Here is a 12,695-nt window from a genome sequence, read left to right on the forward strand (position 1 = left end):
GCCTCACCATTGGTCCTGTACTCAAACACAACCCTGCGCGGGCTCATTTCATACGTTGCGCTGGCATCCATTCGATCCATACATGCCTCATTGAATTAATCATCCATAGTTTAACCATAGCTATCCGCTATGTGGCTTTTACTTTCTGGAGTCCTGCCCTCAACACTCAATCTGGTAAGCGCTGCGGCAGCTGCCATTCATCAATCTCCTCCAGCTTTCAAGAAGGCCAGGGACGAGCGCCGCCCTGCAACCCCTGCCCGTCGCGTGCTTTTCTCATTCGAGGAGCCAAAATGGAAAGCAAGATCTCCGACCATGCCGCAACGCATTGCAAACAACTGCCACCCTGTTCCCCTGCATGCAGCCTGCGCAGGAAACTCAGCCGACAGTGCTCGATGCTCTCGCCTCTGCAGCAAGCGTACTAAGCGACTAACAGGAAGGCTGCGACCGGCATTCGACAGCTCCAGACGTCGGTGGCGCATCTGCCTTCGCATTCAAACCTGGTTTCAACCTTGCAGGCAGCGTCTCCGCCGTGATAGTGCCGACCTTTAAGGCATGACCCAGCCAGTGAATGACGACTTCAAGCGCCATGACTGCAACTCCAACAACCACGAGGCGATGACGGATGCAAGCCCCACGCTGACAACAGCTTCCAGCCAAGCACAAGAAACAGCCCGCTTGCCGGGCCTTTTTTGCCTGTTTTCCGGGCTGGAATCAATGATTGCCCAACCAGGCCACGCTGTTGAGAAAGAGTCGCACCAGTTCGGTCTGACGACGTACCCCGGTCTTGGAGAAGATGGAGCGCAAATGGGCGCGGGCGGTATTGGGTTTGATACCCAAAGCCTCGGCCGCCTCCTCCAAAGACATGCCGTTGCTCAGATGCGTGGCCACTGCTGTCTCTGCAGGAGTCAGATGGAAAAGCTGCTGCGTGAGCTTGACGGGCGGCTCTGCCTTGCCCGTCGTATCACGCAGAAAAACCGCTACGCTGGGACGCTGCTTGCCTTCGGTCCATTCATCGGGAGAGATGCTTTGCACCACCACGCCCCAGTTGAGTTGGCCGGACTGGCGAGTGATGGACATGCCCTCGGTCATGGAGACGCTCTCCAGCCTGGGAGAGAGCAAGGCATCGCGGATCAGACGCTGCAGCCGGCGATTGTCATTGGCATAGACGGCCTCGAGCGCACCGTTGTTGACCCGTATTCCATCGCCCACGTTCAAAATGGTGGTGGCTGCTGGGTTGGCTTCGATCATTTTCCCCGTCTGATCGAGAATGACCACGCCCATCATCAGCTGCGCAGTGGCACGCCCGTATAGCGAAATGACCTGCCGGTCACGATGCAGATTCAGCTGCATGTTCAACACCCGCTTGAGGTGCGGCACCAACATGCGCACCACGTCCAGATGTGTTGACTCGAATGCTCCCGCCGCCGCAGGCCGCGTGATACGCCAACCATAGGAGCAGCCGTTATCGGTCATGACATCCACGGCCAGAATGTGCTCGATGTCCACCCCCTTGCACCAGTCGGTGTAGTAGCGACAGGAATGCCATTCGGCTTCCGTCATCACATCCAACAGGGTGAGCACCTTGTCCTTGGCGATACCGAGAAACGGGCTCCATTGCGCATAGGGGTCGTAAGGAATGACTTCGGAGCGACCGCTCGATGCTGAAATCACCCAGCCCACATTCTCACCATGAGGGTCGCGCACCACAAGCGAGGCGTAGTTGCCATTGGCGCTTGAGCGCAGCAGCTCCAGAAATACCTTCCAGTTCTGCGGGTCCATGGCTGACTCGTACAGCGCAGTAATCAGTTGACTCAGGGATTCGGTACCGATGACCGGGACCTGTTCCGGCGAAGAAGCTGCCTCAGGCTCCACAGCATACGGGACGGGAAAGCCGGTGACGGCCTGAAGAGCATCCGAGCGATAGTTGTAGAAATCAAAAGTTGCGTAATCGCTTTTGGGCATTTGCTGTCTCAAAAAATCCGGCCCATCAAATACCGCACAGTTACTCAACTCTGCGCGCGTTCTTCATTGATGCACGCACCCGGAAGTCGGCCCAAGAAATGCCTTGATTTTGCTGAGTCCCCACAAACTGCGCATCGTCAAATCAGACGATAGGAAACCTAGCAAAAAAGCATGCCCTCCAACTATTGCAGACCTGCAATATGAATACCACTGGCATCGTCATCCGACGAATACGGCTGAGCCCTCGGCTCCTGCTCGGATGCACCCTGCTCCAAGCGCTTTCGGAATTGCTCCGCAGGCAAGGCTGGCGAGCACAGATAGCCCTGAAAGTAGTCACCCTGTAACTGCTCAATTGCCTGGCATTGCTCCTGCGTTTCCACTCCTTCTGCCACAAGTTCCACACCCAATGCCTGCCCCATGCTGATGATGGCGCCCACAATGGCCTTGTCTCCCGCATCGTGCGGCAGGCCACGCACAAAACTCTGGTCGATCTTGATCTTGGAGATCGGCAGTTTTTTCAAGTAAGCCAAGCTCGAATAGCCAGTACCGAAGTCGTCAATGACCAGACCCACGCCCAGCTCTGCGATCTGGTGCACGCGCAAAGCCATTTCCTGCGCTTCCTGCAGCAAAATGCTCTCGGTCAGCTCCAGCTCCAGCCACTGTGCCGGCAAGCCGCTGGCTTCCAGCACATATTTGAGGCGATCCACAAAGTCCGGCTGCCTGAACTCCAGCGCGGAGACATTCACCGATACCTTGACAGGCATGTCCATAGCCAGCCAGCGCGCCGCCTCTTGTACTGATTGCTCCAGCACCCAGGCATCCAGCGCAACCACATAGCCGGACTCCTCCGCCAAGGGAATGAAGGCTGCAGGAGAGATCACCCCCAGTTCGGGGTCCGTCCATCGAAGCAAAGCCTCTGCCGCCACAATGCGACCCGAACGGATATGTACCTGTGGCTGAAAGTGCACGGCCATATGCCCCTTGTCCAGCGCCTGGCGCATGGCATGCTCCAGCTTCATGCGCGAGAGCAGACCCGCACTCATTTGCGGCTGGTAGAAACTGAAATTGCCGCGTCCACGCTCCTTGACACGATACATGGCGATATCGGCCTGACGAATCAGCTCGTCCAGCGTCAAACCATCCGCCGGAAATTGCGCAGCCCCAATGCTGCACTGAACGGAAAAGCCCAGGCCGTCAAGCATGAAGGGCTGGCGCATTTCGTCCAGAATACGGGCAGCCACGGCCGAAGCCCCCTCCCCCGTGCAATCATGCAGATAGAGAACAAATTCGTCCCCGCCCTGACGGCACAGCACATCCGCAGGGCGCAGCAGTCCGCTCAGCCGCTGAGCAACCAGCTTGAGCACCCGGTCGCCGAAGTCATGGCCCAATGAATCGTTGATGATCTTGAAACGATCCAGATCCAGAAACAGAATGCTGAAGGGCTGCTGTGTGAAGCGCGCAGCAGTGATGGCTGCTTGCACGTGACGGCTCAAACTCAGGCGATTGGGCAGCCCTGTCAACGCATCACTGTAAGCCAGCTGCTCAATCTGCTTTTGGGCACTGCGCTGCATGGTCATGTCGCGCATAAAGCCAATGCTTTGTACCAGACGCCCATAGCCGTCACGCAATGCCACCCAGGACAGCCAGACCGCGCAGCGCTGACCTTCACTCTGCTTGAGCCAAAGATTGCCCTCCCAGAAGCTGCCCACATCCCAGCGCGCAGCGGCCAGTTCCAGCAGGTCGGACACAGGCCCTCCCTCGGACTCGAACAGAGTCCAGGCAGCGAGCCCCAGCACCGCCTTGCCATGCAGCAACTGCCCGCCGGCCGGGTTAACCTGAACGATGACACCATTGGCATCGGCAATGAAGATACCGTCCAGGCTGGACTCGAACACTCTTGCAGCCAGACGTAGTTCTGTCGCCGAGCTGGATTCCACCGTGATGTCTCGATAGGAGTAGATACGCCCTATCGCCACACCGCGACTGAGCTGAGGCACGGAGCGGCGCTCCAGCACCCTGCCACTGAGCAGCTGCAGTACCTCCGAGGTTTCAGGAGCCGACAGGTCCTGCGCATCCTGCAGAAGAGTGAACTGACTCTCGCTGCTGATGGTCTGCGCTTCCAGATGGGCAAAGACGGCCGCATCATCTCGCTGCACGAGCAGTGGTTCGGGTAGTTGCCACAGCTCCGCGAAACGGTGATTGAATGCCCGAATGCCGCCGCGCAGATCACAGACCAGCATGCCATCTGCAGCGGACTCAAGCGTCGCCCGCAACTCTGCAAGCAGCATGTCCAGTTCGCTCTCGTGCCGCAACTGCTCGCTGCGGTCGAGCATGGTGAGCATCAACCAGCGCGGATTCAGGGCGATGGAGCCCACCCCCATCTCCACAGCTGTCAATGAACCATTGGCTGTACAGATTTCTGTGAGAAATTTCGCCCCACCCACCCAGTTTGAGGCATCCTGCCAGAACGCCTTTTGCACCAGGGAGGCGCACAGCACATCGACATACTGCTCCTGCGCCTGCTCGGGCGTGTAGCCCGTGAGCTGCATACTGGCTGCATTGGCATGCACGACACGCAATGTCTGCGCATCCAGCAGCCAGACCGCCTCCTGCAAACCATCGAGCATGGAGGCAAGCAGAGGGTCAATCAGAAAACTCTGCTGCAAAGTCACGCGAGGTCTTTCTCGGCAGCAGGTGCTGCAGAACTGTCAAAAAAGTAGCAAAGACGCCTTTGCGGCTGTAAAGCTTCTAACGCATTTCGAGAAAGCTGATTTCGCGTCAAGCCCCGGCGAATACCCAAACCCACATATTCAAGCAAATCTACGAACCGCAGCTTCTGCGGCGCCTGCATGTCATAGGTCAGCACCTTCGGCTTGAGCGACTGGCTGGTGTTGACAGACACCACCACGCCCATCCGCCCATCGCTTAGTTCCACCAAAGAGCCCGGTGGATAGACCCCCAAGGTCTGCACGAATGCCTTGAGCACATCGGGCGCATATCGCTGGCGATACTGTCCGTACAGTGCAGCCATGGCTTCATGAGGCGTCATTTCGTTGCCTTGCAGTGGCAGATTGCACAAGCGCTCAAAATTATTGACCAGTGCCAGGATCTGTCCGGCAATGTCCATATCTTCGGCCAGCAAGCCAAGTGGAAAGCCTGAACCATCGGCCCATTCATGATGCTGGGCGATGGCCGTCGTGACGGAAGGAGGATAGCCCATGGATAGAGCCAATGCCACCGACTCTCCGACATGACGCGCATACACGGTCTCTCGCAGAGGCGTGCGGCCCGTGCCCTGATTCAGTGCATTGGCCGATGCAGAAATCTCAAGCCCCGGCTTGCCGATGTCATGCAACAGGGCCGCCGTGCCCAGATCCTTCAATACGTCATCGCACAGGCCCAGCGTCTTACCCAGCAACAGGCTCAGCACGGAGACATTGACACCATGTACGCCAAAGGTGGCGCCCCCCGTATCCGCGAGCAGATGCAAACTCAGATCACGAGCCTGCGCCAGTTTGACGACTTGCTGTGCAACCAGCATATCCGTCGTTGTCCGCGCCTTCTCGGGGTTGACAGGCAACAAGGCCTGCACGTCATCAAATACGGAAACCGCGCCCAGAAACCTGGACTGCACGCCCAAAATACTGTTGCGCCAGGCATGCGCATCGTTCTCGGGGGGGGCAGGAGCGGGTTGAGGGTCTTCGGCCGGAGGCGCTGCCGCAGCTTCCAGATCGCTTCTCGATAGATCGACCTGAACTGCCTTGAGCTTCAGGGTCCTGAGTGTCTGCAACTGCTCGTCATTGACAATCTTGAAGCTGCTGACGGGAAACGGATGGCGCAACCAGCCAGTCTCCAGATGGACATACATGCCGATACGCAGTTGTCCGATATCAATAGCAACGAAACGATTCACTTTGGGCGCTACACACAAGATGAGACATTATTCCGCAGTTCCATGACTGCTCAAGCATGACTAGGGTCTGTTGGGATGCAAACAGCGTCAACAACCCCCTCTTGTGTGACTTATCGGCACCAAAGACTGGGTTTGTAGACCAGGTCCATCCACAAAGCCCAACTCGCAACGCCAATCAGCATCAGACCTGCAACTCTGGTGCCCCACCTGGCCCGCAATGCATTGACATGCGACTGCCCCAGTTGCCACAGCCAGGGCCCCGCCAGCAACCACAGTGCACCACCAACGGCAAAGGCTGCCATGGACAAAGCACCTTGCCAGGCGCCGCCACTCAAGGCCGCCACCAACACCGCCGAATACAGCAAACCACAAGGCATCAGTGCCCAGGCAAAGCCCGCTGCCAGACTGCCGCCCGGCGCGGTGACCCAGGGCTGAACCCTGGCCCAGACGGAACGCCCCGCCCGCTCCAGCCAGGCTGGCTGCCTCGCCTGCACCACCATGGCCAGCCCCCAGGCCATGACCGCCACATGCATCAGCGTCCAAAGTCTCTGCAATGCCGTTGTCTGACTGGTCAGCCAGGCCAGACTTTCCATGGCCACGGCCGCGATCCCGCCCAGCAGGGCATAGGCAGCGATGCGCCCCAGATGAAACAGGCTGGTACGCAGCCATTGGCGTTTTTGCAGGCCGAGCACGACAACTGGCTGCCCGCCGCCGACAGGCTTCGCTGCTGTGACCACACTGCAGGGGGCAGCGCACATCACAAGACAATGGGGCCCACCCACGAGCCCCATGATCAAAGCAGTCCAGACCAGCGAAAACAACATGCGCTAGATGATGCGCGAAAAGCGGGCGCGGTTCCGGTCGGCCTGCAAATATCGGTCAAACAACATGGCTACTCCGCGCACAAAAAACCAGCCCAGACCAGTGACCTTGAAGCCCTCGACGGACAGCTCGACCAAGCCGTTGCGCTGCATCTCTGCCAGCGCATCCAGCTCCGCAGCGAAGTACTCGCGGAAATTGATAAGCCAGGCCTGCTCCATGGGCTCATACAGGACGGAACCCTGGCACATGATGGACATGATGACGGCTCTGCGCACCAGATCGTCACGCGAAAGCGCCAGTCCGCGCTGCACGGGCAACATGCCTCCATCGACGGCATCGTAATACTCTTCAAGAGTCTTGACGTTCTGGCTGTAGGTCGCACCCACCTTACCGATAGCCGATACGCCCAGTGCAATCAGGTCGCAATCAGGCTGGGTGCTGTAGCCCTGAAAATTGCGATGCAGGCGCCCCTGGCGCTTGGCAATGGCCAGAGAGTCGTCAGGCAGCGCAAAGTGGTCCATGCCTACATAGACATAGCCGCCATCCATGAATGCATCAATTGCGCCGGAGAGCATGTTCAGCTTGTCCTGTCCCATAGGCAGGTCTGCCGATTCGATACGCCTTTGCGGCTTGAAACGCTCGGGCAGATGCGCATAGGCATACAGTGCAATGCGATCGGGGCGCAGCTCATTGACCTGTGCCAGCGTGCGCGCAAAAGACTCGGGCGTCTGCCTGGGCAGCCCGTAGATCAGGTCCACATTGATGGAGACAAAGCCCAGGCGGCGCGCCTCGGCCACCAACGAAAAGACTTGCTCGGCGGGCTGCTCGCGGTGCACCGCTTTCTGCACCGCGGGATCAAAGTCCTGCACGCCAAAGCTCAGGCGATTGAACCCCATGTCCCTGAGAGCTCTCAGCCGCTCGTTGCTGACGGTGCGCGGATCGACCTCGATGGAGTACTCGCCCGCGGGATCCAGCTTGAAATGTTCACGCATCAAAACCATCAGCTGCTGCAACTCGGCATCGCTGAAGAAGGTCGGTGTGCCTCCGCCCAGATGCAGCTGGCTTACGAGCTGACCTTTGCCGCAATGCTCGGTATGCATGGCCAGCTCGCGGCTCAGGTAGTCCAGATACTCGGCAGCCTTCTCGTGATGCTTGGTCACGATCTTGTTGCAGGCGCAGTAATAGCAAAGCGACTCACAGAACGGCACATGCACATAAACGGACAGGGGCAAAGCGCGCGAGCCAGAATGCGTCTTGCGCTGCTTGAGTGCCAGTATGTAGTCGTCTGCACCAAAAGCCTCAACAAAACGGTCGGCTGTTGGGAACGATGTGTAGCGTGGGCCGGGGATATCAAAGCGGCTCAGCAACTCAGGCGTGACTGCGGTCATAACTGGGAGTTAGGGTGCGCCCACACTCTGTATAGAGCAGATTTCAATGGAAATCAGATCCTGAAAATCATGCCCAAAATAGGCAAAAGCGCATGTTTTTGAACGAATACAGGCAATGTGCCCCAAGGCAATCACCCTGTCCTTGATGAAAATCAAGAGACCTCAAGGCAAGTGCTGCGACAATTTGATCCATCTCATCTTCAACCACGAGGTCAATGACCAGCGCGACTCTCCACTCTGTGTCTGTCTGCGCCGTTGCAAAAAGCCCATGAATCTTCAGACCATCAAAGCATCCTGCTCCAACTGCAATCTGCGTGAACTGTGCATGCCCATGGGCCTGGACGATGAACAAATGGAGCGCATTGACGAGATTGTGGCCACGCGCCGCAAGGTCAAGCGCGGCGGGCTGCTGTTTCGCAATGGCGAAGAGTTCACCTCTCTGTATGCCATTCGAACCGGCTTCTTCAAGACCAGCGTGGCCACCGAAGACGGACGTGATCAGGTCACAGGCTTTCAGATGGCTGGCGAAATCATTGGTCTGGACGGCATCGTCAACGACCACCACACTTGTGATGCCGTGGCCCTGGAAGACGCCGAGGTCTGCGTCATGCCGTTTGACAAACTGGAGCAGCTCTCGCGCGAGGTCACTGCCCTGCAGAACCATGTGCACAAGGTCATGAGCCGCGAAATCGTGCGCGAGCATGGCGTGATGCTGCTGCTGGGCAGCATGCGTGCCGAAGAGCGCCTGGCGGCCTTTGTGTTGAACCTGGTCCAGCGCCTGTCGGCACGCGGCTTTTCCAAGTCGGAGCTGGTGCTGCGCATGACGCGCGAAGAAATCGGCAGTTACCTGGGCCTCAAGCTCGAGACCGTGAGCCGCACTTTCTCCAAATTTGCAGAGGAAGGTATTGTGGAAGTCAAGCAGCGCCACCTGCGCATCCTGGATACCGAGGCGCTCAAACGCATCGTCAACAGCCAGCAATGCCAGAACTGAACCGAGTCGACAGACACTCTCAAGACAAAGCCCGCGGACAGCGGGCTTTTTTGTCTGTGCGAATTAATCGGGCAGAGGCTCGGAAACGATGCCGCCATTGAGATCGCTGACGGAGCGACCCAGCATCACCGTCATCGCACCTCCGATCAGGGTCACGACCCAGAAGGCAAAAAAAGCGACCGTATAGATGGCTTGGCGCGACCAGTCCAGGGGGGAGCCCAGCCAGTGCACATCCAGCGGGTCCACAAAGGCGAAAACCACCATCTCCATGATTGCCGCCGCCAGAAAGGCCGGCCAGACAATCCACATCCAGCGTCGAGCATCCATCCTGATTCTCCTTGGGCTGTGGGCTTGGTCATATTTTGCACAACAGTGGTGACCGTTCATGCAGGACTGCGGGCATGCACCGTGGCGGGAAACCCTGAATTACTCTCTTTTCAGTAGCGCCTTGCGCAATCCGAATATCAAAAAACCATTTACTTCTACATTAACGTTAGACGGTGCATGCGCAACACGCTCTGATTTTGATATCGGCAACAAAAAAGGCCGCAAAAGCGACCTTGGCGGAGCAAGCGCCGGAGCGCTCAGCGATCCAGCGGATGATCCTTGGCTGGCGTGGCCGCATGATTGCGGCCGGTGACTGCTGGGGCCAGGCTTTTTTCACTTTCGCTCAGGCGCTGGTTGATTTCCATGCCATGGCGGTAGTAGTCAGGGTCAATCACGGGATCGGGCCTGCTCAGTGCGATGTATGCGGTGACAAAGCCGGCAATCACCACGATCACCGGGCCGGCGATGATGAGCCAGACATGGGCAAACTTCCACCAGGGCTTGCCGTCCTCGGGGTGGATGATCTTGGCCGTTTGCGAGACCTTGGCTTGTGCTGCCGACATGATGAAACCTCTTTCCAAAATTCTGACCACCCGAGCACACATGGCAGGGTGGCATAAATTGTTGCCGATTGGCGGTGCCCTTATCCGGCCTCCGTGATGGCTCACGAAGACCGGCAAGACCTGGCATTAACGCGGCACCAGGAACACCGTCTTCTCGGAAATACGCCCTGCTCCGGCAGTCACTGCATCCACATTGAAGTGTACGGGGTGCGAGCCGGGAGTTGCCGAGCCATACGGAATCTGCAGCCGCACCGCAATGCCGCGTGTCTCTGCCGGGCCAACGCTCACTTCCTGCTCGGATGCGACTTCCAGATTCTCCAGGCCCACGGCGCTGATACGGTAGCGCTGCTCGGACTCGGTGGCGTTCATGATCTGCAGACGGTAGACGTTCTCCAGCTTGCCGCCCGCCACGATGCGCGAAAGCGCAGCACGGTCGCGAATCACGTCGACCTTGAGCGGCTCGCGCAGCACCAGACTGGCGATCATGGCGGCGCTGAGGGCCACCAGCACGGCCGAGTAGATCAGCACACGCGGGCGGAAAATGCGGCGAATCACCTGCACCTGCTTCCAGGCCTTGGCTACGGCATTCTGAGTGGTCAATCGGATCAGGCCACGCGGATACTCCATCTTGTCCATCACGGAGTTGCAGGCATCGATGCACAGACCGCAGCCAATGCACTCGTACTGCAGTCCTTTGCGGATATCGATACCCACGGGGCAGACCTGAACGCAAAGCTTGCAATCTATGCAGTCCCCCAGGCCCTGTGCCTTGTAGTCAACGTCTTTCTTGCGCGGGCCGCGAGCTTCACCACGTTCGGCGTCATAACTGACGATCATGGTGTCCTTGTCGAACATGGCACTCTGAAAGCGTGCATAGGGACACATGTACTTGCAGACCTGCTCGCGCATATAGCCGGCGTTGCCGTAGGTGGCGAAGCCGTAGAACGCCACCCAGAAGATCTGCCAGCTGCCCTGGAAGGCCATCAACTCCACACCCAACTCACGGATGGGCACGAAGTAGCCGACAAAGGTGAAACCTGTCCAAAGAGACAGAGCGATCCAGAGAAACTGCTTGAGCGACTTTTTCCAGATCTTCTCCAAAGTCCAGCCGCTCTTGTCGATACGCATGCGGGCACTGCGATCGCCTTCGACCTTGCTTTCGATCCACATGAAGATCTCGGTGTAGACCGTCTGCGGACAGGAGAAGCCACACCACAGGCGCCCGGCCACGGCGGTAAACAGGAACAGCCCCAGCGCGCTGATGATCAGCAGCCCCGTCAGATAGATGAAGTCCTGCGGGTACAGCACCAGTCCGAACAGATAGAAGCGCCGGGCCCCCAGATCGAACAGCACCATCTGGCGCTCGCCCCACTGCAGCCAGGGCAGGCCGTAGAAGACGATCTGGGTCAGAAACACCATGGCCCAGCGCCACCGTGAGAACACGCCACTGATTGAGCGTGAGTACACTTTTTGCTCGGAAGCGAACATAGGCACCAGCTCAGGCCCGCCCTCATGAGGCTCAGGCGTGATCGGTATGACTTTTCGGGGCTTCCCCTGATCGCACGGCATCGCAGTTCCTTAATATTTTTGTAATTACTGAAAATTGAAACGCGAAAAAGGCGGTGCCAGGGCACCGCCTTTTCAAAACGCATTACTTCTGGTTTTGCGTATTCGAAAGACTCCAGACATAGGAAGCCAGCACGGCAATTTGCGCCTCCGTCAACTTCTCTTTCTGGGCAGGCATCTCATTGTGCTTGCCGTTGTTGACGATGTTGACGATTGCCGCCTCACCCCAGCCATGCAGCCAGATGTCATCGGTCAGGTTAGGAGCTCCCAGCGCGGGGTTGCCCTTGCCATCCATGCCGTGACAAGCCGCACAGGCCACGAATTTGGACTTGCCCTGCGAAGCCTTGACGGCATCGTGAGGGCTGCCCGACAGGCTCAGCACATAGTGCGCCACATTGCGCACATCCTCCGCCGAGCCCACGGCTGCCGCCATGGGCGGCATCATGCCGATACGGCCGTTGGTGATGGTCTCCCTGATCTTCTCGGGAGATCCGCCATGCAACCAGTCGCCGTCCGCCAGATTCGGGAAGGACTTGCTGCCGCGAGCGTCAGAGCCGTGGCATTGCGCACAGTTGTTCATGAACAGACGCTCGCCAATGGCCATGGCCTGAGGGTCCTTGGCCATTTCTTCGGTAGGCATGCTGGTGAACTTGGCATACAGAGGCTCCAGGTCCGCCTTGGCCTTGGCCATTTCCTTGTCGTAGGCGCCGGTCTGGCTCCAGTCCAGCTTGCCGCCGAAGCCGCCCAGACCTGGGTAGACCACAAGATAGCCCAGGCTGAAAACCACGGTGATCACGAACAGACCCATCCACCACTTGGGCATGGGGTTGTTGAGTTCACGCAGGTCTTCGTCCCAGACATGGCCTGTGGTGTTGTCGCCCGAGGGAACGACCTTCTTGCGGGCCACCAGAATCAGCAGCAGCAAGCAGCCAAAGATGCCGATCAGCGTAATCGCCGCGACATACACCGACCAGAAATTGTTAATGAAATCGCTCATGGGATGTTCTCGTTGTGGTGATCAGACTCAGTCTTCCAGGAATGGAACCTGAGCTGCCTCGTCAAAACGGGCCTGGTTGCGGCGGGCATACGCCCACCACCAGATGCCCACGAAACACGCCAGCGATGCCAGCGTGGCCACGATACGCATGGTGGTGATATCCATT

11 protein-coding genes are annotated in these 12,695 nt (G+C 58.2%); 1 reads left to right on the forward strand and 10 read right to left on the reverse strand.

Features of this window, described 5'->3' with window-relative positions; genetic code table 11:
* Positions 1-711 precede the first annotated feature (711 nt).
* The 5 genes from CSE6_RS14440 to hemN all read right to left on the reverse strand — a co-directional run bounded on the left by CSE6_RS14440 (position 712) and on the right by hemN (position 8,085).
* A complete protein-coding gene (locus CSE6_RS14440; RefSeq protein ID WP_012837933.1) occupies positions 712-1,962 on the reverse strand; it encodes a helix-turn-helix transcriptional regulator in 1,251 nt (416 codons plus the stop codon).
* A gap of 182 nt (positions 1,963-2,144) precedes the next feature.
* Positions 2,145-4,634 (reverse strand): bifunctional diguanylate cyclase/phosphodiesterase, encoded by a 2,490-nt coding sequence (locus CSE6_RS14445; RefSeq protein WP_012837932.1) that lies wholly within the window; start codon positions 4,632-4,634, stop codon positions 2,145-2,147.
* Positions 4,631-5,875, reverse strand: coding sequence for an HD-GYP domain-containing protein (locus CSE6_RS14450; protein ID WP_238585704.1), 1,245 nt, complete (start codon positions 5,873-5,875; stop codon positions 4,631-4,633). The genes CSE6_RS14445 and CSE6_RS14450 overlap by 4 nt, the downstream gene beginning before the upstream one ends.
* Before the next feature lie 110 nt (positions 5,876-5,985).
* Positions 5,986-6,699 carry a sulfite exporter TauE/SafE family protein gene (locus CSE6_RS14455; RefSeq protein WP_034351810.1) on the reverse strand — a complete coding sequence of 238 codons (714 nt, stop codon included), beginning with the start codon at positions 6,697-6,699 and terminating at the stop codon, positions 5,986-5,988.
* A gap of 3 nt (positions 6,700-6,702) precedes the next feature.
* Positions 6,703-8,085, reverse strand: coding sequence for an oxygen-independent coproporphyrinogen III oxidase (gene hemN, locus CSE6_RS14460; protein ID WP_034407796.1), 1,383 nt, complete (start codon positions 8,083-8,085; stop codon positions 6,703-6,705).
* A gap of 268 nt (positions 8,086-8,353) precedes the next feature.
* Here hemN and fnr point away from each other — a divergent pair, with 268 nt between their 5' ends.
* Positions 8,354-9,076, forward strand: a complete 723-nt coding sequence (gene fnr / locus CSE6_RS14465) for a fumarate/nitrate reduction transcriptional regulator Fnr (RefSeq protein WP_034351808.1) — start codon at positions 8,354-8,356, stop codon at positions 9,074-9,076.
* A 63-nt stretch (positions 9,077-9,139) separates the two neighbouring features.
* Here the strand turns inward: fnr and CSE6_RS14470 are convergent, their stop codons facing one another.
* From CSE6_RS14470 to CSE6_RS14490, 5 genes are all read right to left on the reverse strand, one after another.
* Positions 9,140-9,403, reverse strand: a complete 264-nt coding sequence (locus CSE6_RS14470) for a hypothetical protein (protein WP_003063120.1) — start codon at positions 9,401-9,403, stop codon at positions 9,140-9,142.
* Positions 9,404-9,660: 257 nt separating this feature from the next.
* Complete coding sequence (locus tag CSE6_RS14475) at positions 9,661-9,966, reverse strand: FixH family protein (protein ID WP_003063123.1); 306 nt, start codon at positions 9,964-9,966, stop codon at positions 9,661-9,663.
* A 126-nt stretch (positions 9,967-10,092) separates the two neighbouring features.
* Complete coding sequence (gene ccoG / locus CSE6_RS14480; protein ID WP_034351807.1) at positions 10,093-11,535, reverse strand: cytochrome c oxidase accessory protein CcoG; 1,443 nt, start codon at positions 11,533-11,535, stop codon at positions 10,093-10,095.
* Between the two features lie 82 nt (positions 11,536-11,617).
* Positions 11,618-12,529 (reverse strand): cytochrome-c oxidase, cbb3-type subunit III, encoded by a 912-nt coding sequence (gene ccoP / locus CSE6_RS14485; RefSeq protein ID WP_003063126.1) that lies wholly within the window; start codon positions 12,527-12,529, stop codon positions 11,618-11,620.
* Positions 12,530-12,556: 27 nt separating this feature from the next.
* On the reverse strand, positions 12,557-12,694 hold the full coding sequence (locus CSE6_RS14490) for a CcoQ/FixQ family Cbb3-type cytochrome c oxidase assembly chaperone (protein ID WP_003063128.1): 138 nt from the start codon (positions 12,692-12,694) through the stop codon (positions 12,557-12,559).
* Position 12,695: the final 1 nt, after the last annotated feature.

Source organism: Comamonas sp. E6 (genome assembly GCF_001010305.1).
Classification (GTDB): Bacteria; Pseudomonadota; Gammaproteobacteria; order Burkholderiales; family Burkholderiaceae_C; genus Comamonas; species Comamonas thiooxydans.

Coding starts and splice junctions, on each gene's coding strand:
- CSE6_RS14440 (WP_012837933.1), bottom strand. CDS start 1,962: ATGCCCAAAAGCGATTACGCAACTTTTGATTTCTACAACTATCGCTCG.
- CSE6_RS14455 (WP_034351810.1), bottom strand. CDS start 6,699: ATGTTGTTTTCGCTGGTCTGGACTGCTTTGATCATGGGGCTCGTGGGT.
- hemN (WP_034407796.1), bottom strand. CDS start 8,085: ATGACCGCAGTCACGCCTGAGTTGCTGAGCCGCTTTGATATCCCCGGC.
- fnr (WP_034351808.1), top strand. CDS start 8,354: ATGAATCTTCAGACCATCAAAGCATCCTGCTCCAACTGCAATCTGCGT.
- CSE6_RS14470 (WP_003063120.1), bottom strand. CDS start 9,403: ATGGATGCTCGACGCTGGATGTGGATTGTCTGGCCGGCCTTTCTGGCG.
- CSE6_RS14475 (WP_003063123.1), bottom strand. CDS start 9,966: ATGTCGGCAGCACAAGCCAAGGTCTCGCAAACGGCCAAGATCATCCAC.
- ccoG (WP_034351807.1), bottom strand. CDS start 11,535: ATGCCGTGCGATCAGGGGAAGCCCCGAAAAGTCATACCGATCACGCCT.
- ccoP (WP_003063126.1), bottom strand. CDS start 12,529: ATGAGCGATTTCATTAACAATTTCTGGTCGGTGTATGTCGCGGCGATT.
- CSE6_RS14490 (WP_003063128.1), bottom strand. CDS start 12,694: ATGGATATCACCACCATGCGTATCGTGGCCACGCTGGCATCGCTGGCG.